Genomic DNA, 25,028 nt, shown 5'->3' with positions numbered 1-25,028 from the left:
AAAATGATAAAAAATCACAGCACAGTGCTTGTTGCGCTGTCGGGCGGTGCGGATTCAGTCTGCCTGCTGCTGTTGTTAAATGAGATAAAAAGACAGTGCGCAGATGAGCTGGATTTTGCGCTGGAGGCGGTGCATGTGGAGCATGGCATCAGAGGCGCCCAGAGCAGGGAGGATGCGAGGTTTGCGTCAGACCTCTGCGAGAGGCTTCACATACCGTGCCATGTACACTCTGTTGATGTGCCGCAATATGCAAAAAGCCATGGACTTGGGCTGGAGGAGGCCGCCAGGATATTGCGCTATGAGGCATTTGAAAATGAAGCCACCAGGATATTGCGCTATGAGACATTTGAAGAGGAAGCTGGCAGATATCCTTGCGAACCGGGCTGTGCATCAGACAAAAAGCAGGATAACAGCAGGCAGGTCGTCGTTGCAGTTGCGCACCATATGGAGGACAACGCGGAGACAGTCCTTTTTCAGATGCTGCGCGGAAGCGGAGCGAAGGGACTCGCCGGCATGCATCCGGTTTCCGTGAAGAATGGTGTCACCTATATCAGGCCGCTTTTATCGGCAACACGCGCACAGATAGAGGAATATCTGAGGGAAAAAGGACAGGCTTTTGTCACCGATGCCACAAACACTGACACAGCCTACTCCAGAAATAAGCTGCGCCATGATGTGTTTCCGCTGCTTTTGCAGATTAATGACAGGGCTATAGAGCATATCAATGAGAGTGCAGGACAGCTTGCGGTGATGAATGATTTTTACGAGGAGCAGCTAAAGGAGGCGTGCGACAGCATGGTTTCTAAAAAAGAAGACAGGGTGATACTTGAAATCAGCCGCTTTGAGAGTCTGCATCCGGCATTAAAAAGCGGAGTAGCGCGCGAGTGTATACATTTAGCGTCAGGGCGGCTCAAGGACATCACGAGCACGCATATCGGTGCGCTTGTAAAGCTTGCAGGGCAGCAGTCGGGCAGAAAAATCAATCTGCCGTATGGAATTATTGCGGAAAAATCATTTGGCGAGGTGATACTCTACGCCGGAAAGTGTGACGATGAAAAAGAAGAAATTCACGTTACAGCAAAGGAGCTTGAGGCACTAAGTGCCACGGGAGAGAAAAAAACCATCAGACTTTCGGCAGATGGCTCATATGTCACGCTTTGTATACAGGATTTTAATGGTAAAATGGACGAAATTCCCAAAAAACCATATACGAAATGGTTTGATTATGATAAGATGAAGAAAGGCTTTGAAATCAGAACGAGAAAAGCCGGTGACTATATAATTGTGGATGACGAGGGCCATCACAAGAAGCTGAAGCAGGTGTTTACAGGTGATAAAATCCCTGCACAGCAGAGAGCAGGACTGTGGCTCATAGCCCATGAATCACTGGTGCATGCCATTATCGGATACAGATCCGGCTGCAGCGCACTTGTTACACCACAGACAGGAAAAGTACTTAAGATCACATTTTACGGAGGAGAACAAAATGGATTTTTCAAAAAAATATGATATTTCGGTTTACCTGACAGAGGAGCAGCTCAATAAGCGTATCGCAGAGATTGGAGCGCAAATCACAGAAAAATACAGGGGACAGTCAGTATATCTCATTTGCATACTCAAGGGCTCAATATTCTTTACCACTGAGCTTGCAAAGAGAATTGATTTGCCTATGACTATGGATTTCATGTCGGTATCCAGCTATGGCTCAGGCACAGAGTCATCGGGCGATGTCAAGATTAAAAAGGACCTTGAGCATTCTATCGAGGGAGAGAATGTCATCATCATAGAAGACATCATCGATTCGGGAAATACTCTTAGCAGGCTTTCAAAGCTCCTTGCCAAAAGAAACCCGAAGAGTCTCACAATCTGTACACTTCTGGACAAGCCTGAGCGCCGTGTGGTTGATGATGTAAATGTAGACTACGTGGGCTTTGTGATTCCTGATAAGTTTGTGGTAGGCTATGGCCTTGACTATGATCAGAGGTTCAGAAATCTGCCTTACATCGGCTTCGTCGAGGGCGAAATAAAATAAAAAGGAGAAGTAAATTGAATAAACAAAAAAGCGGTATGCGCGGAATAGGCGTATACATTATCATTGTATTTGCAGTAATCTGCATCTGGTACTGGCTGAGCGCCGGGGCTACATCAAACTCTTACACACAGAGTCAGTTCGAGAAGGATCTTGACAAGAATCAGGTGAAGAGCGTAAAGGTAGTGCAAAACAGGGAGATACCGACAGGAAGTCTGGAGGTGAAGTTCAAGGATGGCACATCAAAGGTGCTTTATGTATCAGATGTAAATAATATCGAAAAGACCATGACAAAAGCAGGGTACACCGACTATACAGTTGCGGATGTTCCGGCTGAGAGCTGGATTATGACACTGCTTCCGTATCTTTTGGTATTCGGAGCCATGTTCATACTCTTTGCAGTGATGAACAACAACGCAGCAGCACAGGGCGGCGGTGGCAAGATGATGAACTTCGGCAAGAACCGTGCGAAGCTCACCACACAGGAGGAAAACCATATCAAGTTTTCCGATGTAGCAGGCTTAAAGGAGGAAAAGGAGGAGATTGCAGAGATAGTTGATTTCCTTCGTGATCCGGGAAAATACACCAGACTTGGAGCAAGAATCCCAAAGGGTGTCCTTCTTGTAGGACCTCCGGGAACAGGTAAGACTCTCCTTGCCAAGGCAGTAGCCGGAGAGGCAGGGGTACCGTTTTTCACCATTTCAGGATCTGATTTCGTGGAGATGTTCGTCGGAGTCGGAGCATCACGAGTGAGAGATTTGTTTGAGGATGCCAAGAAAAATGCGCCTTGTATCGTATTTATCGATGAGATTGATGCAGTAGCCAGACGACGTGGCACAGGAATGGGCGGCGGACACGACGAGCGTGAGCAGACATTGAACCAGATGCTTGTCGAGATGGATGGTTTTGGTGTCAATGAGGGCATTATCGTCATGGCAGCCACAAACCGTGTGGATATACTTGACCCTGCTATCATGCGTCCGGGACGTTTCGACAGAAAGGTTGTAGTAGGCAGACCGGATGTGGGCGGCAGAGAAGAAATTTTAGGTGTCCATGCCAAGAAAAAACCTCTTGCAGAGGATGTAGACTTAAAGCAGATTGCACAGACTACAGCAGGCTTCACAGGTGCAGACCTTGAGAATCTGATGAATGAGGCGGCAATCCGTGCAGCGGGCGAAAACAGAGAATATATCACACAGGATGATATCAGAAAATCCTTCGTCAAGGTTGGTATCGGAGCTGAGAAGAAGAGCCGTATCATCTCTGATAAGGAGAAGCGCATCACAGCCTACCACGAGGCAGGACATGCAATTCTTTTCCATCTGCTTCCGGACGTAGGACCTGTATACACAGTTTCAATCATCCCTACAGGAGCAGGCGCAGCAGGCTACACCATGCCTCTGCCTGAGAAGGATGAGATGTTCAACACAAAGGGTCGTATGCTTCAGGAAATCGTAGTGGATTTAGGCGGCCGTGTCGCAGAGGAGCTTGTATTTGATGATATCACCACAGGTGCATCACAGGATATCAAGCAGGCCACAAAGCTTGCTCGTGAGATGGTTACCAGATACGGTATGTCAGACAATATCGGCCTTATCTGCTATGCAGATGATGAGGAGGAGGTCTTCATCGGACGTGACCTCGCACATGCAAAGAACTACAGCGAGAGCATAGCATCGGCAATCGATGTTGAGGTAAAGCGTATCATCGACGAGTCATACGACAAGGCAAAGAGCATGATAGCAGAGTACAGAGGTGTGCTTGACAGATGTGCAGCACTTCTTCTTGAGAAGGAGAAGATCACAAGAGATGAGTTTGAAGCACTGTTTGATGAGGACAGCAAAACAGAAGTTGGACATAATATTTAAAAAATAGTCATACTTTTGTGCATAATGACTATATGAAAAATATTAAATAAGACTAAAGTACTATACAAATTGCATAAAAACAAACCTTGATTTTTATGCAATTTGTGAACACTTATCGTTATAACCGTGATATTATAATAACCGTAAAAACCCCCCAATACATTATATAGTTTTTGCTATACCCCATAGTAAAAATACCTTCTCCTAAAAGGCAGCCGAACGTAGGCTGTCTTTTTTATTAAAAAATATGCTTGCATAATCACATCTGTTGTGATAAACTATGCAAGTATCGTAATTGAATACATGGGCAGATTCCCGAGTGGCCAAAGGGGACAGACTGTAAATCTGCTGCAACTTGCTTCGATGGTTCGAATCCATCTCTGCCCATTAAAAAACCTCAAGTCGTATGACTTGAGGTTTTTTGCGTTATTTTTTGTGTTATTCCGATATTATCATTTAATCGGCCTGTGCTCCGCTGGCGGTAAGCACAGACTCCCATGCCATCGTATCAGGCCAGCCCTTTGTATCAAAGCCATCGCGGATACATCTGCTGTAGTAGTCGAGCTTGCTTCGTATTGGTGAGCTGTCTGTGAATCTGGCATCATCATAAATGCCGTTAATATGATCATCTATCGCGGTTCCGAATATTTCAGAGCGGTCCTCTGTCGCAAAGGTCATGCCGTAGGAATCAATGAAATACCCTGATATGTGGTTTGATGGATCATCCGGATTGTAGTTTGCGTAGCTGTCATCGTAGGAGAAGCTGTCAGGGTTAAAGCTGTTCCATTTCTCCTCGGAGAACTCGCTTTTGTCATCATAGGTGTGTATGAATGTAAGTCTCTGGTCTATCAGATGGGAAATCTCGTGTCCTACAGTGTAGCTGAAATCCCAGCTGTAGTTGCAGTTTAGAACCATCACATTGTGGTTGTTTATTATATTTACGAATCCGCTTGGCTCGTTTATCATATCTGAGTGGTCTGATGAAATGTCACCGCACAGATAGATTCGCATGCCTCTTATGTCGCCATAACACAGCTGAGTGAAAAAGTCATCAGGGAAACAGCCAAGTATTTCCTCAAGCGCATCCAGAGCAGCGGACAGCTTATCCTTGTTTTTGAACTGATGGATATTGTAGTAATCAATCCTCTTTGGCACCTCAGGCCCGAAATATACGGAAAAGCCGTATTTTTGTTCAAGGGCAGTGACACGCGCGTTTATGGCGGATAAATCGCCCCAGTCATATGACGCGGTGTCAGGCACCAGAGTGACCTCGTCTCCATATGTATTGTAGTCTGAATCCTTCCCGGCTTCGTCCATAGCCTCTTTATTTTCATCGGTACTGTCACCGGTGTCTATGGCAGAATATGGGGATACATATGAGCCATCATCGCGCAAGGCCTGCAGCAGGGTATCACAGTCATTGTATGATGTGATTTTGGCTTTGGTGTCATTCTTGCCCTTGTCGAGTGACCAGATGAGTATTTCAGGGTTGCACTGCGCTGTGTACAAAAGCAGCATCACACAGTTTGCATCAGGCAGATATACCGAGTTGGCAGAGAAATAGGTCTGGGTATCGGCTGCTGCAGAATCAGATGAGCTGTCGTGTGTTTTGCCTGTGCTTCGTGCTGCTGGATTGTATGAAAATGATGAGCTGACACCGGTGGTGGGTGAATACTTATAGTAACTGATGCTGTCGCCTGAGATTAAATCCTGGCAGCGTATGAGCATGTCATTGTCCTTGGCGAGGGCTACATCCACCACATCTGGCAGTGAAAAGAAGCTGTCTTTTCCGTCGGATGCATGATAGTTCCATATATTGTTGGCGGTGTCTGCCTCAATTACAAAGCCCTTTGAGTCGACACATGACATGGAAAAGCTCTGTCCTTCGTAGGTTGAAAGCACTTTATTATCGTCTAGGCTTATATCTGAGACTACATATTTGTAGGTATCGGGCGAGACGCCTGACACCAGAGCATATTTTCCGTCAGATGAGGTAGCAATCTGTGAGACATCATAGTAATTACCGGGATTTGGTACATCGCCGGCATCAGGACCGGATGTATCGCCATTGCCCTCATAGTCCTCAGGGGTATATTTGCAGGTTTTGATTTCTTTTAAATCCTTATCATAGATGGTTGCTTTTTTAGCGGATGAATCGATGAGCCACAATTTATCACCCTTAATCAGATAGTCATCGCAGTTTGTTTTGTCGTGGGCGAGACTAGCGGTTATTTCGTTGGACCAGGGATTGTATACATCAAATGAATACTGGACGGATTGACCATCAGTCTCTATGATGGAATTATTGTAGCTGCCCTGCCCTACCATAAGGATATTATCGCCAAACTGTCTTATGTCATTGTACGGATGCCCTTCAAAGGCGACATTGTGCAGGATGGACAGGTTACTGCTTCCGGTAACGCTTGTGGTGTCATCCCAAAAAGCAGGTGATTTGTGCAGAATAGCCTGCTTTTGTGCGGGGCTCTTGAATAAATAAGAGACATCCGAAAAAGAGCAGGCTGTCAGAGAAATCGCGCTGCATAGCACCAGCGAATATGTAATTAAAATAGTTGCATGTTTGCGTTTGAACAATTTTGCCTCCTTTGAAGGTGGTATATACTGCTATTCGCTTGTGGTGTGTGCAGTGGAAACACGTGCAGTCGATTCCCTTTCAATCAGTCTCGGACGCAGCTGTGTGCGGCTGATTGGAATATGGTGAATGAGCGAATTCAATATAATATATGCACAGCGTCCCAGATCATTACACTCCTGTCTGACAGTGGTAAGAGGCGGGGTGAGGGCTGCAGCAAACTTGACATCGTCAAAGCCGACCACACTTATGTCGTTTGGCACATTGAAGCCGTGCAGCTGGCACTCAGAGATAACACCCTTTGCGATAGCATCACTGCCGCAGAGGATAGCCGTAGCGCCTGCCGCGATAAAATTGGAAACGTAGTACTGTGCAGTTTCCGGAATATAGTAGCCGTGACCCATGAGCTCCGGGTAGATTTCAAGACCGGCATCGCGCATGGAGTTTTCAAAGGCTTCCTGACGCTGATCTGAAACCAGGGAAAAAAGAGAACCGTTGATAAAGGCAATCTTTTTATGACCCAGATTGTGCAGATGCTTTACAGCCATGTCAATGCCCTCGTAGCTGTCGGTGCCTACATAGGCTACATTTGGATTGTTTTCTATATAGTTATCAAACAAAACAGTAGGCATTGTTGTATTTTTGAGCTGCTGCATCCACTCATCGTGCAGGGCAAAGCCTACCAGAAATGCGCCGCAATAGCCATTCTTTAATATATATGTATCATATTTTTCTTCTGCCTGCAGCTGAGGTGTGACAGGGATGATGTCCACGTCCCATTTGTGCTTGAAAGCATTCTGCTTGAAGCCAAGCACTACATCATATCCGAACTCATCGATAGACTCGTAGTTCATATTTTCAATGAACAGAGCCAGCTTGCGGTTTTCTACCTTTCTTGAGCGTTTGGTGCTGTAGCCCATCTCTACAGCAGTATCTAAAACGGTCTGGCGAAGCTCCTCGCTTATATCGCTGGCACCATTTAATCCTTTAGAAACAGTACTGATTGATACACCCAGCCGGGCGGCAATATCCTTAATAGTAGCCATAATAGTAGTCCTTTCTTATGTGATAATTAAATTATACAATTACTATCAGAAATAGGCAATATTTTCTGCAATAATTTTTTCGAAAAATATCTTTGAAATCGTGGTAATAACTACCAAAAAATGAATGTAAATTACGTGAAAAGTGGCAAAAATGAGTTTGGAATCACTAAAACAATTGACAAATACGACAATAGGAAATAAAATAGTCTCAGATACGAAAAAAATAGAAAATTTTTAGGAAAGAGGAATAGAAATTTGGAGGCCAGAGAAAATCTCAGAGGCTCCGGAATACTTCTTTCAATCTCGAGTCTGCCGTCACCATATGGTATAGGTACTCTTGGGAGAGAGGCATACAATTTTGTTGATCTCCTTGGTGATTTGAAACAGAAGTACTGGCAGGTTCTTCCGGTTGGTCCCACCATATTTGGCGATAGTCCATATCAGCCATCATCAGGCTGTGCGGGCAATATCTATTTTATAGATTTAGATAAGCTGGTAGATGAGGGATTGTTAGAGAGGGAAGAAATCCTGGGGTACAACTGGGGCACAGACGAATCAGAAATTGATTATGCAGCATTACATCAGAACAGATACAAGATTTTACAAAAAGCGTTTGAAAGATTTGACACAAATGCACAAGAGTTTCAGGACTTTGTAAAAAAACAGTCGGAGTGGCTTGAGCAATATGCACTGTTTATGACACTGAAAACCGACAATTTATACAAAAATTGGAGCGAGTGGCCAAGCGAGTATAGAAATCTGCAAACGGTTGCGCTTGAAAATTACCAAAAAAAGAATTATAATACAATTACTTTTTGGAAGTTCTGTCAATACAAATTCTTCGAACAATGGGAGGATTTGAAAAATTATGCTAACTCAAAAGGCATCTACATAATAGGTGATATCTCATTTTATGTAGGATATGACAGTGTAGATGTATGGTCAGAGAGACAGCTTTTTATGATGGGCGCAAACGATACACCGGAGTATGTTGCAGCGGCCGGTCCTGATAAGTATTCAGAGAGCGGTCAGGTGTGGGGCAATCCAATGTATGACTGGGATGCCATGAAGGAGGACAGCTTCTCATGGTGGAGAAAGCGGATGCGTGTATGCAGAGAGCTTTTTGATATTGTCAGGATTGATCATTTTGCAGGAATTGTAAAAGCATATGCGGTACCGTACGGACAGGACAAGAGCCTATCCGGCAAATGGTTCAAGGGACCGGGGCGCAGGCTTGTCAATGCGATCAACGAAGAGCTTGAGGGTGTTAATGTAGTGGCTGATGATTATACGTCAGCAAGCCTTTTACCGGGAGTTAAAAAGCTCCTTGCAAAATCGGGCTGGATGGGAACAAAGGTCATGATGTTTGCCTTTGATGGTGATCCGACCAATGAATATCTGCCACACAATTATACTGATTCACATGTAGTTGCATATATTGGCACACATGACAATGAGACGATAGTTGGTTCATTCAGTGACAAGACAGATTATGAGCTTGCTTATCTGTATGAGTATCTGAATATTGAAAATAAATCACAGGTTCCAAACGCTCTTATCAGGGAGCTGTATCACAGCACCGCAGAGCTGGCGATAGTCCAGATGCAGGATATATTAGAGCTTGGAAATGAGGCTAGGATGAATTATCCTTCGACAGTCGGACACAACTGGAGATGGCGCATGACAAGCAAGCCACACAGACTGGACAACGAAAAGATAGCCTGGATTAGAAACATTGCGGTGGTTTACCGCAGATAATTAATTTGATATAAGTTGCACGGCAATTTATATATATACTTTTTTACATTTTATATTCAAAAAGGAGAGGAAGATATGAAGAAGAAAGTATTAGCATCTTTACTTTGCGCATCTATGGTAGCAACAATGTTTGCAGGATGCGGAAGCAGCAATGGAAGCAATGGAACAGAGAAAGCCGACAAGAAGGACGGCGGTAAGGAGACCATTACAGTAATGGGACCTTCAGAGGATTTAGATGATGCAAAGGGTGCTTGGCTCAAGACAGAGTGCGAGGCATTTGCTAAAGCAAATCCTGATTTCAACATCGAGTTCAAGTATGTTACATCATCTGAGAGTGATGCAAAGGACGTTGTTACAAAGGATCCTAAGGCAGCAGCTGATGTTTACATGTTTGCAAACGATCAGATTGAGCAATTAGTTAAGGCTAATGCTCTTGCTAAGTTAGGTGGAGAGACAGCAGATTATGTTAAGACATCTAACTCAGAGGCTATGGCAGCAACTGTTACATATGATGGAGACATCTACGCAGTTCCTTATACATCAAACACATGGTTCATGTACTATGACAAGAGAGTTTTCTCTGAGGATGATGTAAAGAGCCTTGATACAATGCTTACAAAGGGTAAGGTTTCATTCCCATTTGATAACGGCTGGTATCTCAATGCATTCTATGCAGCAAACGGATGTACAATCTTCGGAGACGGAACAGACAAGGCTGCCGGATATGATTTCAGCGGAGATAAGGCAGTAGCAGTTACAAACTACATCGTAGATTTATTTGCAAATTCAAACTTCGTAATGGATAACAATGAAGGATCACTTGGTCTTGCTGGACTTAAGGATGGCTCAGTAAACGCTTACTTCAATGGTAACTGGAACTATGACGCAGTTAAAGAGGCACTTGGTGAGGAGAATGTTGGTGTTGCAGCTCTTCCTACAATCAATATTGGTGGAAAAGACTGCCAGTTAAAGGCATTCTTAGGATCTAAGGCTATCGGTGTTAACCCTAACTGCAAGAACCAGGAAGTAGCAGTTAAGCTTGCAGCATTCCTTGGCAGCGAGGACGCACAGCTTGCTCACTTCAAATTAAGAGGACAGGCTCCTGTAAACACAAACCTTGTATCAAACGAGGAAATCGCAGCAGATCCTGTAGCAGCAGCTATGGCTAAGGTTTCATCTGATTGTTCAGTAGCACAGCCTATCATTGATATGGCAGGTTACTGGGATGCAGCTACACCATTCGGTGATGCTTTCCAGAACGGTGCAGAAGGCCAGATTACAAAGGACAATGCAGCTCAGAAGACAGAGGACTTCAATACTCAGCTTAATGATTCTCTTAAATAATTAAGTAAATCAGATTATGATTCCAAGGTTCCGGGCAGCCGGAATCTTGGAATAAATTAGTTTAAAGGAATGGCATATATAATGCATGCCAGGAGGAAAAGTATGATAGGAGCAAACAAAAAGAAAAAAGTTTCGGAATTTGCTACTCCGTATACTGTTGGCAATGCCCTCACAAAAGGCGGAGCTACAGTTAAGCTATCGGCACTCGTAATGGGTCTTGCCAATATGGCTCATAAGCAGATCATAAAGGGTCTGATTTTTCTTGCTATAGAGATTGCATATATAGCATATATGGTTAACGCTGGTGCTTATTACATTTCCATGCTGCCTTCACTCGGCTGGAGAAAGCAGGAAGAGGTATTTAATGAGCAGAAGCAGATTTATGAATATGTTGAAGGCGACCAGTCAGTATTATTACTGTTATATGGCGTCATAACAATTGCCATCACAGTATTATTTATTTACATGTGGTGCGAGAATTTAAAGAGCGGATATAAGGCAGAATGCCTTTCAAAAGCTGGAAAAGAAATCAATTCTTTTGGCAAAGATGTCAAGGATTTATTTGATAAAAATTTACATAAAACACTTATGTTTCTCCCACTTTTGGGAATATTTGTTTTTACCGTTTTACCATTGCTGTTCATGATTCCAATGGCCTTTACAAACTATTCAGTAAAGGGTGATCATCTGGTATTGTTCGACTGGACAGGCTTTGCCTCATTCGGACAGGTGCTTGGACTTGGTGGTAAGCTTGGTAAGGTATTCTGGAGAGTACTCGGATGGACAATCTGCTGGGCTGTATTTGCAACCTTCCTTTGTAACTTCCTTGGACTCATTCTTGCTATCGTTATCAATCGTAAAGAGACACATTGCAAGGCCTTCTGGCGTACATGCTTTGTTATCTCAATTGCGGTACCACAGTTCGTATCACTCCTTGTAATGAGACAGATGTTCCAGCCACAGGGTGCTATTAATAACCTGCTTTTGGAGTGGGGCTGGATAGATAACCCGCTTCCATTCTGGACCAACACTATGTGGGCAAGAGCTTCTGTTATTCTCATCAACTGCTGGGTAGGTATTCCATATACCATGCTTCAGGTTACAGGTGTATTACAGAATGTGCCTTCAGAGCTTTATGAGGCTGCAAAGATTGATGGTGCAAACGCAGGACAGATCTTCTTTAAGATCACACTCCCATATATCATGTTTATCATGGGACCATACATCATCACACAGTTTACAGGAAATATCAACAACTTCAACGTTATCTACCTGTTATCAGCAGGAAAGCCTACACCTGTCGGAGACAGCGCAGGAAAGACGGACCTTCTGGTTACATGGCTGTACAAGCTGACTATTGATAATCAGGAGTACAATATCGGTGCCGTTATCGGTATCCTCACATTCGTTGTACTTTCTATCGTAGCGCTTGTTACATACAGAAATACAAAATCATACAAGGATGAGGAGGGATTCATGTAATGAGTAGTGTAGCAAAAGCAAAAAGACCTATGTCTGCCGGACGTGCTAAGAAAATAGCAAAGAATTCCCTTGTCCATATCATTCTTGGAATACTTGCTGTAATATGGCTGTTCCCAATTTTTTGGATTATTATGACAAGCTTTAGAGCTGAGAGTGGTGCTTATACAAAGTACTTCTTCCCACATAGCCTTACATTTAGCAACTATACAAGGCTGTTCACAGAGACTACACTGTTGAACTTCCCGAGAGCATTTTTTAATACACTGTTTATTTCAGTGTTCTCATGTATTATTTCAACAGTATTTGTACTTTCTGTTGCATATTGTATGTCACGACTGAGATTCAAGATGCGTAAGCCTTTCATGAACCTGGCTATGATCCTTGGATTGTTCCCGGCTTTCATGTCAATGGTTGCCGTATACTTTATCTTAAAGGCTATCGGACTTACAGAGGGAGGCATGCTTCGTCTTTCGTTGATTCTGATTTACTCAGCAGGATCAGGAACAGGCTTCTATATCGCAAAGGGATTCTTTGATACTGTGCCTAAGTCTCTTACTGAGGCGGCTATCCTTGACGGATGTACACAGTTCCAGGTATTTTACAAGGTTATCCTGCCACTCAGTAAGCCAATCGTAGTATATACAGTACTTACAGCATTCCTTGCTCCATGGCTTGATTTCGTATTTGTAAGGGTTATCGTTGGTCCAAACGACAAGTATTGGACAGTATCTCTTCTCCTTTACAACATGCTTGAGAAAGAGTTTATAAACGGATGGTTCACAAGATGGGCTGCTGCTGCAGTTATTGTATCAATACCTATCTCAATACTTTTCGTTATCATGCAGAGATTCTACGTGGATGGACTTACAGGAGCTGTCAAAGGCTAATTTGGTTTTATTTGGGCCGCTGCACTTTTGTGCGGCGGCTTTTGATTTATATTGGGTTGTGGCAAACTTAGCACTTTCAGGTTGTGGGGTGCCGGGGTGGTACACAGTATATTCCTCAGGAAAATATGAAGTCAGCCACGGGCTTTCTTCGCTGCTTGGATTTGGAGGGATGAGGTGTGTGGCTTGTTTGTGGGGGATAGTACCCCGTGGCAGTTCATATTTTTATTCGGAACACACTGTGTACCCTCCGGCCGGAGGGTAGCGTGTGCTAAGTTTGTTGCTACCTTGTGGAAGATGTGAGAATGTGGTGGTTCTTGCAGATACAAATTTGCTCAGAATTTAGTTTAGAAAATAAGAAAAGGAGTGCGTATGATTAATAATAAAATAGGTGGCCACAATATGGTTGGCAGGGCTATGAATAGATTGGCTGGCAGGCTGACTGCTGTGGCGTTGACGGCAGCTATGGCGGTGTCAATGCTTGCGGGATGCGCTGCGGGTGGAAAGAATACCGAGACGGCTGCAAAGAAGGAGTACAAGCCTTCTGCGATGGAGCAGTTGAATGCGAAAAATGATCCTAATGTGATTCAGGACAATTACAGAACCTGCTATGAGGTGTTCGTATACAGCTTTTTTGACAGTGACGGTGACGGCATTGGGGATTTGAAGGGGCTTACAGAGAAGCTTGACTATATCGAGGGTCTGGGCTGTAATGAAATCTGGATGATGCCTATTATGCCTTCTCCTTCATACCACAAGTATGATATTACGGATTATATGAATATTGACAAGCAGTATGGTACTCTGGATGATTTTGATGCGCTCATTACGGAGTGTCACAAGCGAAACATCAATGTGATTATTGACTTTGTAATAAATCACACATCTAACGAGCATCCGTGGTTTAAGGCAGCTTCTGATTATATCAAGTCGCTTCCTGATGGGGCAGAGCCGGATCCTTCGGAATGTCCTTATGTTGATTACTACAATTTTAGCAAAACCAATGCCGGAGGCTACAATCAGCTGCCGGGTACGAATTGGTATTACGAGTCGCAGTTTGTAGACAGCATGCCTGACCTTAACCTGCAGAGCGAAGCTGTAAGAGGCGAGATTGACAAGGTTACATCCTTCTGGCTTGACCGCGGCGTGGATGGCTTCAGACTGGATGCCGTGCTTTATTACAATAATAATAACCAGACTGAGACTATAGATGACCTCACATGGCTTGTAAACAATGTGAAGAGCAAAAAGGCCGATGCTTATATGGTTGGTGAGGGCTGGACTACATACAGAGAGTATGCGAAGTACTATAAGAGTGGAATTGACAGTATGTTCAACTTTGATTTTTCACAGCAGGATGGATATATTGGAAAGGTGTTAAATGGTACAGCAAATCATGGTGCCAGCACATACGGCAATGCTTTGGTTGATGTGGAAAATGAGATAAAGAAGTATACAGACTCATACATTGATGCACCGTTCTATACAAATCATGATATGGGACGCAGTGCAGGATACTACAACGGAGATAATGCCGAGGAGAAAACCAAGATGGCGCAGGCTATGAATCTTCTTATGCCGGGAAATGCTTTTCTGTATTATGGAGAGGAAATCGGTATGAGAGGCACAGCCAATGATGAGACGAAGCGTCTTGCCATGAGATGGAGCGGGGATTCAAAAGCTAAGGGAATGTGTGTGGGACCTCAGAATGCAGAAGAAACCGAGCAGACATATGATACCCTTGATAAGCAGATGGAGGATCCATACTCTATTTACAACTTTGTGAAGCAGACAATATCAATAAGAAATGCTTTCCCGGAGATAGCACGAGGTACAAATACCTTTGAAAAGGATCTGTCAAATGATAATGTGTGTATATTCACAAGAGAGTACAATGGTGAGAAAGCAGTGCTTATATTTAATCCATCAAAGGATGAAGCAAGTGTGGACGTGTCATCGCTTGGAGTAAATGATGCTGTTGCAATGCTTCAGACTACAAAGAAAGCACCGTCATATAAGGATGGAACGGCAAAGCTGCCAGCGTATTCGGTACTTGTTTTGAAGTAAAATATATTTGATGAGAATAAAAATTTAATAGCTTAAATGGATTTGAAGAAGAAATATGAAAAACCGCCCGGATGGGCGGTTTTTTCAGCTATACCATTTCATGAAGCATATCCACAATCACTTCTCTGCAATGAGCTCCGAGATGCTTTTGTTCCTCTTTGCTGAGTGTTGCAGGATCAATAGGAGCGCCGTATCGGATAACCACATGACTCTTTTTGACCCATGGAAGGTGATCCTCGAATATTTCATTTGTTCCCATGATTGCCATTGGCACTATCTTACATTTGCTCTTTGTGGCAATCTTGAAGGTACCTTCTTTGAAAGGCTGTACCTCTGTCAGGTCATCCTTGTTCTTACAACGTGTGCCCTCAGGAAATACACATATGCTGATGCCGGATTTGACCTGATCTATGGCTGCAAGCACGACCTTTAATCCCTGCTTGATGTCATCGCGGTCCAAAAACAGGCAGTGCAGGCGCTTCATCCAGAGACCGAGCACCGGTATTTTTGTGATGCTCTGCTTTGAGATGTAGCCGGTCAGGCGTGGACATCTGGAGTAGGTGATTATGATGTCAAAGAAACTACGATGATTTCCTATATATAGTACAGCCTCGTCCTTTGGCACATTTTCCTCCCCTATAAATTCAATGTCTGCTCCGCTTAGGAATATGATGACACGGAAAGCCCACTGTACCAGGCGAAGCTGTGCCATATCGGCCCATGCCGGGGCAAATTTGTGTATTATCCACATGGCTCCGAGCACCGGAAGACCGAGCAGCAGATAGAAAAATACGAATATAACGATTAAAACTGAACGCATATTTGACCTCTCTTTTTCATAATATTAATTGTAATGTAACTATTCTAAAGGTGGCTTTGAATAGTTATTGATATTATATCATATCATAAGCGATATGATAAGAAAGAGAGGAAAAAATGTCAGGAAAATTGAGAAAACTTCTGGTGATGGCTGCAGGTGTGCTTGTGATATTGGAAACGACAGTGATTTCGGGCTGCCACGCAAATATTTCAGGCACAGAGAGTGACAGGATGGTTGAGTACACGGTGATCTGCGGGGATGAAATCCCGGAGGAGTTTAAAAAGCAGATAAATGAAAGCAAGGCAAAGGCGATGAAGCTGACGTACAAGGATGATGAATATTTATACATAGCGGAAGGCTTTGGTACAAAGGAGACTGGTGGCTACAGTATTACGGTTAACCAGTTTTATGTGAAGGATAAGGCAATGTATCTTGATACACGCCTGATACCACCGGAAAAGGGCGAGAAGGTCAGTAATCAGGCGAGTTATCCGTACATAGTGATAAAGACGGAATTGAGTGAAATGCCTGTCGTATTTGAGTGAAATTTTCGTAAATTGTGTTAAAAGTTGCGAAAAAACTGACAATCGGTACTAATGCCCTATTGCTATCACTGCGATACTTTGCTATACTAAAGTCACTAGATATTGTGGTGACATATTTATATATTCAAATATATTGATTGATATAATTGTTGATTAATTTGACCTGTTTTATATTTATACAGGGATTGATTTCATATATATGACATCGTCGTTACAATACTGGTAACCATGAGGACTATAGTTATGTGCCAGTGGGCATACCCACAATAAGGAGGCTTAAAATGGAACAGACAGAAATCAGAAAAGTCAGAGCATCGATTCACCAGCAGTGTGGCAACAGGGTAAAGATCCAGCAGGATCTCGGACGCAACAAGGTTGACATCCAGGAGGGTGTTATTCAGCAGGCTTACCCAAGTGTGTTTACGGTTCTGATAGATGATGAGTTTGAGCAGAATCCGCCACAGCTCTTATCTTTCACCTACACCGATGTTATTACAAAGGATATAAGAATGCAGCTTTGCTAGTATCATGAAGTAAATAGGTTACATCTTTATTATAATTATCATGAATTAAATGTTTGCATCTGCATAAAGTTACTCCATCTTGAATATGTATTTTATATACATATTTGAAGTGGGGTATTTTTTATGGAATTAATTACACAAAAAATCAGACAATGCATAGAAAAGGTAAATGATATGTCGCAGGTGGGCTTCGACAGGGACTATGTCATAAAGGACAACAAGCCCGATGTTTCCAAGGTGGTTTGTCAGAACGGACAGGTCAAGGTTGACGAGATAAAAGCGTCCGGCGAGAATATCTGGCTGAGCGGAAGCATTGAGTTTGAAGTGCTGTATACGAGAGATGAGGTCTATGAAGGCGATGAGACGGAGGAAAATATTGCCGGAAACAGGGTGGAGCATATAAAGGATGCAATACCGTTTCAGGAGAAGCTTGTGCTTCAGGGAGTATGCGAGAAGGATACGGTGCGTGTGTATACAGGGCTTGATGAGCTTACGGTGGGAGTTATCAATTCGCGAAAGCTCTCGGTCAGAGGCAGTATAAGCGTGGAGCTTTATGGAGAGAGGGAGGAAAATCTTGAGATTGCACAAGGGATTGATGACAGGGATGTGGAGCAGCTCATGGGACAGATGAAGGTGCTTAAGCTTGACAGTGCTGTCAGGGATATTGTCAGAATCAAAAATGTCGTCACCCTGCCAAAGACCAAGCCGAATATATGTAAGCTCATATCGAGTCTTGTTGATATGAGAAATCTGGAGTATACATACGAGCGTGACCACATCACACTGACAGGTGAGTGCCATGCGTGCATAGTGTATCTGAGTGAAGAGCAGGAAATATGCTGCTTTGAGGTGCAGGAGGGCTTTTCAAATGAAATACGCTGCGAGGGTGATAATGCCGGAAACATAGCCTGGCTTCGCACACAGCCTGCCATGCATCAGGTTGAGGCGGAAAATGATTATGACGGAGAGCTCAGGCAGCTTTCTATTGAGGCAGCGCTTGCGGTAGACGGAAAGGTCTGGAGTGAGGAAACGGTAGAGGTGCTCAATGATATGTACAGCGTATCCTGTCAGGTAAAACCCGCGTTTGAAAATGTGAAGGTATGCAGCCTTCTTATGAAAAATGATACAAAATGCCGTATTTTGGAGCAGCTGTACAGAGAAAACAGCAAAAAGAGGATTTTAAGAATCTGCGGTACAAAGACGCAGGCGGCTATTGCACAGATAAAAAATGCAGACACAGGCATTATTGTGTCGGGTGTATTGCAGGTGAATTGTGTGAATATTGTGGAGGATGATGGCTGTCCGATAGAGATGCATACAGACTCTGTGCCGTTTGAACAGTTTGTTGAGATACCGGGCATGGATGCACACACCTGCTGCGAGGTAAATGTGCAGGTGGATCAGGTGCAGGTCAACCTGCTCGACAACAGCGAATATGAAATCAAGGGTGTTGTCAGCATAAATGCCATCGCCCTGCAGCAAGATGAAGTGTCAGTCATAACATCGGTAGAGCAGGAAAAAATAGCACCTGATACTGAGGCTGAAGCAGCTCTGGTCGGCTATATAGTGCAGAAGGATGATAAAATGTGGGACATTGCAAAAAGATACCGCACCACTGTTGAAAACATAATGGAAATAAATGCTCTGACCTCCGATAGCATCAAACCTGATGACAGACTTATTATAGCGCGCATACCGGTGTGATGTAATTATGAAGCTGTTATTATGAAGCTTGTTGCATATAGTATATAAAAAAATGTGGAAAATTCTGTAAATTTACAAAAAGGTGTGGAAAAAAGGTTTATTTTGTGCGATAATATATCCGAATGTATATTGAACGTAAATTGTGGAAGGTAAGGTCAATCTGACCGTCGTATTACAGGAGGAATAAAATGAATCAGAAATGGACACGTGCTATATGTACTGTGTTAACATCAGCACTCGTTTTTACAGGACCGGCAGTAGAGGGCACTACATTTAGCGGATACATAAACAGTGGACTTGAGAAGGTGTATGCCAAGACACAGAAGCAGAAGGATGCAGAGAAGAAGAAGTCACAGGCTGAGCAGGATCTCAAGGATAAGAAGAATGAGATTAATGGTTTAAAGGATCAGCAGCAGACAACTGCTGATGATATAAAGAACAAATCCGCAAAGCTTGATGAGATTCTTGCAGCACAAAAGAAGCTTCAGTCAGATATCACAAGCAAGCAGGCAGAGATAGAGCAGAATCAGAAGGATCTTGCAGCAGCTCAGGAAAAGCAGCAGGAGCAGTATGACGCCATGAAGAAGCGTATACAGTTCATGTATGAAAACAGCGCTGAGGACAATATCTGGACAGCAATTATTGAGGCAAAGGGTATCACAGATATGCTCAATCGTATAGAGTACGTGTCAGACGTATATGACTCGGATCGTGCTCTTATGGATTCTTATCAGGCAGCAGTTGAGCAGGTGAAGGAGATTGGTACTAAGCTTGACAACGACATGAATGAGCTCACAGCCATGCAGGATGACTATGAGAAGCAGCAGGCAGATGTCGAGGCAGCTATAGTAGCTCTTGAAAACCAGAAGGAGCAGTATGCAAGCCAGATAGCTCAGGCACAGCAGCAGGCAGAGAATTATCAGAATATCATTACGGCACAGGGCAAAATCATTCAGGAGCAGGAAGCTGCGGCCGCAGCTGCAGCCGCAGCCGCTGCCAGAGCGAACAGCTCATCAAGCAGTTCAAGCTATGATGGTGGTGGAGCCGGCAAGGGCGGAAGCATTGCCAGTGACTATGCAGCAGGCGGTGGAAAGAACCCGAGTGCTTCAACAGGAGTTTCAGGAAGCGATGTAGTATCATACGCTATGCAGTTTAAGGGAAACCCATATGTATGGGGTGGAAACAGTCTTACAAACGGTGTAGACTGTTCAGGCTTTGTACATGAGGTATATGCACATTTTGGTATCAGCACACCGAGATATTCACAGGCATTTAAGTCTGTGGGACAGGCTGTATCCTTCGATAATATACAGCCGGGAGACGTAGTGGTATATCCGGGACATGTAGCTATATATGCAGGTGGTGGTGTGATAGTGGAGGCACAGTCCACTAAGGCAGGAATCACAGCAAACAGAAGCGTACAGTGTCATACAATACTTGCTATACGACGTCTTGTGTAGGATGATTATGAGCCGATAAGTATATTTATTATACTTACCGGCTCTTTTTGTGCAACAAACTCATTGCAATAAACGATAGCAATTTTTGCACATAAGGTGTATTATAGAAGCAGACGGCACCAATTCGCACAAAACGAACTAGCAAGCCTGTAAATAAAGAAAAGCAGGAGGAACAAACCATGCAGATGGAACAATTACAAAAAGACATGATTGCAGCAATGAAAGCAAGAGACAAGGTAAGAAAGGATGCTATATCCTCACTTGTATCGGCAGCCAAAAAGGCGGCAATAGATGAGGGCTGCAGAGACAATATACCGGAGGAGCTTGTCAACAAGGTCATCCTGAAGGAAATGAAATCCGTGAAGGAGCAGATTGACACATGCCCTGCCACAAGAACAGATCTGCTTGATGAGTACAATACCAGATATGCAATCTTTGAGGAGTACGCTCCTGCAATGATGTCGGCAGAAGAGGTAGAAAAGGAGCTCACAGAGCAGTTCTCAGATGTAATCGCAACAGGAAACAAAGGACAGATAATGAAGGCAGTCATGCCGCATTTCAAGGGCAAGGCTGACGGAAAGGTTATAAATCAGGTGGTTGCAAAGCTTTGCGCAAAATAAGAAAACACATCACAACAATTATACTTGCAGTGCTGGCTGTCATAGCCGGCGTGTATGCATATAATTATCATGATATGAAGCAGAATATTGTATACAATGAGCATCTGGATGACGTGGCTGTTACAGTGAATGGGAAAGAGCTGACATTGCGCGATATGGCATTTTATGTGGCATATGAGGAGATGAATGTCGAGAAGCAGGCCCTTGTATATGATTCCGATAATCCAAACAAGTATTGGAATATCCACACAAACGGTGAGTTTGTCCGTGTTACAGCGCGTAAAGCAGCTATGTCCATGGCCATTCATGATGAGATATTTTATGAGCTGGCAAAAAAAGAGAGCATTACACTTACTGATGACGAGAAAGAAGCTTTGAAAAATTCCGAGAAGGACTTCTGGTATGATTTGTCTGATATAGATGGCGCAAAGAAGCTTGGAGTCGAAAAAAAGGATATTTATTCGTCCATGGAAAAGTCTGCAATAGCCCGGAAATATCAGGAAATATATGCAGGGCTTGACAATGCCGAGATAACGGATTATGATTTCTCGGGAGGCAGATATAAGAAGCTGCTGGAGAAAAATAACTATAAAATAAAAGAAAAAGTGTGGAAAAGAGTCGATATGGGAAACGTTACTCTTGATCACTAGAAAGAAGATTTTATGTCAACAAAAATTGGAAGAAATGACCCTTGCTGGTGTGGCAGCGGAAAGAAATATAAGACCTGTCATGCAGCATTTGATATGAAGCTTGAAAAGCTTGCTGAGGCACATCATAAGATACCGAGCCATTCAATCATCAAGACACCTGACCAGATAGCGGGAATCAAGGAGAGCGCCAAGATAAATGTCGCAGTGCTCGACTACATAGGAGAGCATATCCACGAGGGTATGAACACCGCAGAGATTGATAAAATAGTCTATGATATGACCACCAGCATGGGAGGCATCCCTGCGCCGCTCAACTATGAGGGTTATCCTTACAGCGTATGTACATCGGTAAATGAGCAGGTTTGTCACGGATTTCCTTCGAAGGACGTCATCTTAAAGGATGGTGACATCATAAATGTAGACTGCTCTACAATTTTAAACGGATATTTTTCAGATTCATCAAGAATGTACTGCATCGGAAATGTAAGCCCGGAGAAGAAAAAGCTCGTTGAAGTCACAAAGGAGTGTGTAGAGCTCGGACTCAAAGAGGTAAAGCCGTGGGGCTTCCTCGGAGATATGGGACAGGCGGTGCACGACCATGCATTTGCAAACGGTTATACAGTAGTGCGTGAAATCGGTGGACACGGAGTGGGACTTGAATTTCACGAGGATCCGTGGGTAGGCTACAACACCAAGCGCGGCACTGACATGGTCATGGCACCCGGCATGATATTTACCATCGAGCCAATGGTCAACATGGGCAAGGCCGATATCTATGTAGATGACAAGAACAACTGGGAAGTATACACCGACGACGGACTACCATCAGCCCAGTGGGAAATCATGGTACTCGTCACAGAGGATGGTCATGAGGTGCTGAGCTGGTAAACCGGTAAGTATTATCAGAGTGCCTTTATGAGCAGACACTATTTCATAGGTGATAACATTATAAAGGGCGTGTGAAAAACGAAGTTTTTTCACACGCCTTTTTGCATAATCCAATACAGAATCTTGTAAGTGAAGCGTTGGCTTCGGGAGAGCATTTCTGCAGCCACGGACATGGTTTATAAACTCATCGTAGATTGCTTCGCATATATAACCCTAACTTACCGGAGAGTATGCTGTGTGTTCCGAAGAAAAATATAAACTGCCACGGCGTTCCATAAAATGTGGATATGATAATTCATAGCAAACTATCAATAAACTATCCGCAAATGATGCCGTGGCTGATTTTATATTTTTCTGAGGAATATACTGCATGCTAGGCCGGTCCTCACAGCCTGAATATGCGAAGCCCCATAAAACGAAGCCCCATAAAGCGTAGCCCCTACAGATTTGTATTCACCCCATTTATGGTCGCATTCTCATTCTCCCTCATAGGAATGACGAGACACTTCTCCCCATTGATGACCTGCGCATGAATCTGTGAAGCCTTCTCCGGCTTTACATGAAGCACCACATCATAGGTCTTAATTTGAGCAGTATAATTATCAATCTCTTCCTGCTTCTCAAGAAGCTGTGAGGTGCGCTCCTCAATCTGACTATTTTTCTCCTGGATAACAGAATCCTTCTCCTCAAGCTGTGCATTTTTCTCGTTGAGCTCGAGAGTTAAATCACCGACCTGGCTCTCAAGAGCAAGCTTTTCCACGCGGATTTCATTAGCTGCAAGAGCCTTTGAATCAATGACATTGGCTGCGATAGGCGGCTTGTCACCGAAGGCCTCGTTGACGGATTTTTCGATGCGTGAAATCTTTTCCTCAGAGACATGGCAGTCACTAAGAACCTTGTTCATAGCCTCGCTGTCGAGAATGAACGGATCGTCGTCATCATCGTGAGTCTCAGCGTAGTCATCAGCCATCTCGGACAGATTCTGCTGGATATCAAGCAGCTTGTCATCCGTGCTCTCGTCCTCGGCACCGAGCACATTTCTGACGATTGAATGGAAAGCCATCTTCTGCTCAGTAGCTGTGCGCTCCACACCGCAGCCGAGACCGTTTGTCATAAACTCAGAGTGAGGCTCCTTGGTATTTTTCGTATAGAAAAGAGTGGAGTGTATGTCTGTGCTCCTATCATTGAAGGCAGGGAATAAAAAGCCTGTCTCAGGTGCACCGACCACCCAGTCCCTTATGCGGGCTCCGATACGCTGCTCCTTTTCCAGATAGCCAAGGCCCGGCTTTGAAAGTGTGACAGGGCAGATGGCGCAGAGCATGTATTTGTACACCTCCTCGGACTCATCCACGTTGATGTTGTCCTTTGTGCGTGTCATGACATCGTAGCTGTCGAGATACAAAAGAATCAGATAGTTTCCGGCCTCGTCGTAGGTGTCGATGACCAGGTCATAGTATGTATCGAGCAGGGTCTCGTCATTAAGCTCGCTGTCGCGAAGCGCCATGAGAATCTGCTGGCGGCCTCCGACCTCTTCCTCCTCAAGCGGAAACTGCAGATTGAGCAGGTTGTTTCCGAGAGTGCCGGAAAGCACCTTGTTTGAAATCTCCAGATATTTGTAGTATTCATCCTCCTCCAGAGTGAGAAATTTGCCACCGAATTTGCAGACCTTTTCATGGTTGCAGTCCACGTAGCAGCCGACCAGACGGGTGAAGGTTGCCTGGTCTTTTTTTAATCTTCGTTTTAGTTCCAATACTTCTTTTTTGTTCATATTATCCTCGCATTATTTTCATACCATTCAAAAATTTCCGTAATCACATTATATGTATGGAATAAATATTTGTCAATTAAGCGGCGCTTTTTGTTACTGTCCGGACGCAAGCTTGACACCACGCTGTCAATCAAGAAAAAAGATGACAGACCAACCACAAAATGCTATAATTTAGGAAATCGACGGATTATGATATAAAGGCTGACACAGAGACATCCACAGGTGTCTCTGTTCTTGGATTGAGGCATAAATGGAGCAGAAAATGACAAACAATCACATTACAATCGGCATTCTCGCACATGTAGATGCGGGAAAGACAACCCTGTCTGAGGCCATGCTTTACAGCACCGGGCAGATTCGCTCACTCGGGCGCGTGGACCATCAGGACGCATATTTGGACAACGATGCGCAGGAGCGTGAGCGTGGAATAACCATTTTTTCAAAGCAGGCAAGGCTTGATATTTCGCGTGGCACAAATGCGGCAGGTACAGCAGATACAGCACGTACAGCAAATGCGGCAGATACAGCTCGTACATGGCATGTAGTCATGCTTGATACACCGGGGCATGTGGATTTTTCGGCAGAGATGGAGCGTACCCTTCAGGTGCTCGACTATGCGGTGCTTGTAATCAGCGCAACTGATGGAGTGCAGGGGCACACGCGCACACTGTGGAGGCTTTTAAAGCACTATAACGTGCCGACATTTATTTTTGTAAACAAGATGGATATGCAGGGCACGGATGCGGAGAAAGTGCAGGCAGAGCTAAAGAGTGAGCTGAGCGATGGCTGCGTGGACTTTTCTTCGCAGGATTTATTTGATGAGCTTGCCATGTGCAGTGAGCCTCTTTTAGATGAGTTTATGGAATCGGGAGAGCTTGCGGATGCGCATATTGCGCAGGCAGTAGCGCAAAGGGAGGTATTCCCATGCTTTTACGGCTCGGCACTTAAGCTTGACAGAGTGGATACGCTGCTTCAGGGGCT

Annotated in this window: 19 protein-coding genes, 1 tRNA gene and 1 pseudogene; 17 read left to right on the top strand and 4 right to left on the bottom strand. The window is 44.1% G+C overall.

Annotation, left to right across the window (positions count from 1 at the left end):
- Positions 1–3: 3 nt before the first annotated feature.
- From tilS to ACW6PM_RS05790, 4 genes are all read left to right on the top strand, one after another.
- Positions 4–1,509, top strand: a complete 1,506-nt coding sequence (tilS, locus tag ACW6PM_RS05805; RefSeq protein WP_456056526.1) for a tRNA lysidine(34) synthetase TilS — start codon at positions 4–6, stop codon at positions 1,507–1,509.
- Positions 1,487–2,032 carry a hypoxanthine phosphoribosyltransferase gene (hpt, locus tag ACW6PM_RS05800; protein WP_012741442.1) on the top strand — a complete coding sequence of 182 codons (546 nt, stop codon included), beginning with the start codon at positions 1,487–1,489 and terminating at the stop codon, positions 2,030–2,032. Before tilS ends, hpt begins: the two co-directional genes overlap by 23 nt.
- 35 nt (positions 2,033–2,067) lie before the next feature.
- Positions 2,068–3,897, top strand: a complete 1,830-nt coding sequence (ftsH, locus tag ACW6PM_RS05795) for an ATP-dependent zinc metalloprotease FtsH (RefSeq protein WP_456056613.1) — start codon at positions 2,068–2,070, stop codon at positions 3,895–3,897.
- Between the two features lie 305 nt (positions 3,898–4,202).
- Positions 4,203–4,284 (top strand) — tRNA-Tyr (locus tag ACW6PM_RS05790).
- Positions 4,285–4,353: 69 nt separating this feature from the next.
- Here the strand turns inward: ACW6PM_RS05790 and ACW6PM_RS05785 are convergent.
- Positions 4,354–6,489, bottom strand: coding sequence for a hypothetical protein (locus ACW6PM_RS05785; protein WP_456056525.1), 2,136 nt, complete (start codon positions 6,487–6,489; stop codon positions 4,354–4,356).
- A 30-nt stretch (positions 6,490–6,519) separates the two neighbouring features.
- The gene (locus tag ACW6PM_RS05780) at positions 6,520–7,533 is read right to left on the bottom strand and encodes a LacI family DNA-binding transcriptional regulator (RefSeq protein ID WP_448755021.1); all 1,014 of its coding nucleotides are present in this window, start codon (positions 7,531–7,533) and stop codon (positions 6,520–6,522) included.
- 255 nt (positions 7,534–7,788) lie between these two features.
- Between ACW6PM_RS05780 and malQ the strand changes: the two genes are divergently transcribed.
- The 5 genes from malQ to ACW6PM_RS05755 all read left to right on the top strand — a co-directional run bounded on the left by malQ (position 7,789) and on the right by ACW6PM_RS05755 (position 15,068).
- A complete protein-coding gene (gene malQ / locus ACW6PM_RS05775; protein WP_456056524.1) occupies positions 7,789–9,291 on the top strand; it encodes a 4-alpha-glucanotransferase in 1,503 nt (500 codons plus the stop codon).
- Between the two features lie 75 nt (positions 9,292–9,366).
- Positions 9,367–10,635: an extracellular solute-binding protein gene (locus tag ACW6PM_RS05770; protein WP_456056523.1), complete on the top strand. Its 1,269-nt coding sequence runs from the start codon at positions 9,367–9,369 to the stop codon at positions 10,633–10,635.
- A gap of 102 nt (positions 10,636–10,737) precedes the next feature.
- Positions 10,738–12,117: a carbohydrate ABC transporter permease gene (locus tag ACW6PM_RS05765; protein ID WP_456056522.1), complete on the top strand. Its 1,380-nt coding sequence runs from the start codon at positions 10,738–10,740 to the stop codon at positions 12,115–12,117.
- Positions 12,117–13,004, top strand: coding sequence for a sugar ABC transporter permease (locus ACW6PM_RS05760; protein ID WP_456056521.1), 888 nt, complete (start codon positions 12,117–12,119; stop codon positions 13,002–13,004). Before ACW6PM_RS05765 ends, ACW6PM_RS05760 begins: the two co-directional genes overlap by 1 nt.
- Positions 13,005–13,373: 369 nt before the next feature.
- A complete protein-coding gene (locus ACW6PM_RS05755; RefSeq protein WP_456056520.1) occupies positions 13,374–15,068 on the top strand; it encodes an alpha-amylase family glycosyl hydrolase in 1,695 nt (564 codons plus the stop codon).
- An 88-nt stretch (positions 15,069–15,156) separates the two neighbouring features.
- Here the strand turns inward: ACW6PM_RS05755 and ACW6PM_RS05750 are convergent, their stop codons facing one another.
- Complete coding sequence (locus ACW6PM_RS05750; protein WP_456056519.1) at positions 15,157–15,888, bottom strand: lysophospholipid acyltransferase family protein; 732 nt, start codon at positions 15,886–15,888, stop codon at positions 15,157–15,159.
- 116 nt (positions 15,889–16,004) lie between these two features.
- Between ACW6PM_RS05750 and ACW6PM_RS05745 the strand changes: the two genes are divergently transcribed.
- The 7 genes from ACW6PM_RS05745 to ACW6PM_RS05715 all read left to right on the top strand — a co-directional run bounded on the left by ACW6PM_RS05745 (position 16,005) and on the right by ACW6PM_RS05715 (position 22,279).
- Positions 16,005–16,433 carry a protease complex subunit PrcB family protein gene (locus ACW6PM_RS05745; RefSeq protein WP_456056518.1) on the top strand — a complete coding sequence of 143 codons (429 nt, stop codon included), beginning with the start codon at positions 16,005–16,007 and terminating at the stop codon, positions 16,431–16,433.
- A 281-nt stretch (positions 16,434–16,714) separates the two neighbouring features.
- A complete protein-coding gene (locus ACW6PM_RS05740) occupies positions 16,715–16,957 on the top strand; it encodes a Veg family protein (protein WP_012741456.1) in 243 nt (80 codons plus the stop codon).
- Positions 16,958–17,080: 123 nt separating this feature from the next.
- Positions 17,081–18,661 carry a DUF3794 and LysM peptidoglycan-binding domain-containing protein gene (locus tag ACW6PM_RS05735; RefSeq protein WP_456056517.1) on the top strand — a complete coding sequence of 527 codons (1,581 nt, stop codon included), beginning with the start codon at positions 17,081–17,083 and terminating at the stop codon, positions 18,659–18,661.
- Positions 18,662–18,849: 188 nt separating this feature from the next.
- Entirely contained in the window at positions 18,850–20,121 is a 1,272-nt protein-coding gene (locus ACW6PM_RS05730; RefSeq protein ID WP_448755012.1) for a C40 family peptidase, read from the top strand.
- Positions 20,122–20,300: 179 nt separating this feature from the next.
- Positions 20,301–20,741, top strand: coding sequence for a GatB/YqeY domain-containing protein (locus tag ACW6PM_RS05725; protein WP_012741461.1), 441 nt, complete (start codon positions 20,301–20,303; stop codon positions 20,739–20,741).
- The gene (locus ACW6PM_RS05720; RefSeq protein ID WP_448755011.1) at positions 20,729–21,391 is read left to right on the top strand and encodes a hypothetical protein; all 663 of its coding nucleotides are present in this window, start codon (positions 20,729–20,731) and stop codon (positions 21,389–21,391) included. Before ACW6PM_RS05725 ends, ACW6PM_RS05720 begins: the two co-directional genes overlap by 13 nt.
- 12 nt (positions 21,392–21,403) lie before the next feature.
- On the top strand, positions 21,404–22,279 hold the full coding sequence (locus ACW6PM_RS05715) for a methionyl aminopeptidase (RefSeq protein WP_012741463.1): 876 nt from the start codon (positions 21,404–21,406) through the stop codon (positions 22,277–22,279).
- Between the two features lie 439 nt (positions 22,280–22,718).
- Here the strand turns inward: ACW6PM_RS05715 and ACW6PM_RS05710 are convergent, their stop codons facing one another.
- Complete coding sequence (locus ACW6PM_RS05710) at positions 22,719–24,047, bottom strand: DUF4317 family protein (protein WP_456056516.1); 1,329 nt, start codon at positions 24,045–24,047, stop codon at positions 22,719–22,721.
- Positions 24,048–24,309: 262 nt separating this feature from the next.
- Here ACW6PM_RS05710 and ACW6PM_RS05705 point away from each other — a divergent pair.
- Positions 24,310–25,023, top strand: a pseudogene (locus tag ACW6PM_RS05705) (GTP-binding protein); the annotation flags it as partial.
- Positions 25,024–25,028: the final 5 nt, after the last annotated feature.

The sequence above is a fragment of the Agathobacter sp. genome (assembly GCF_977054825.1).
The sequence above is the reverse complement of the archived record's forward strand: the minus strand, read 5'-3'. Positions and strand labels throughout refer to the sequence as shown.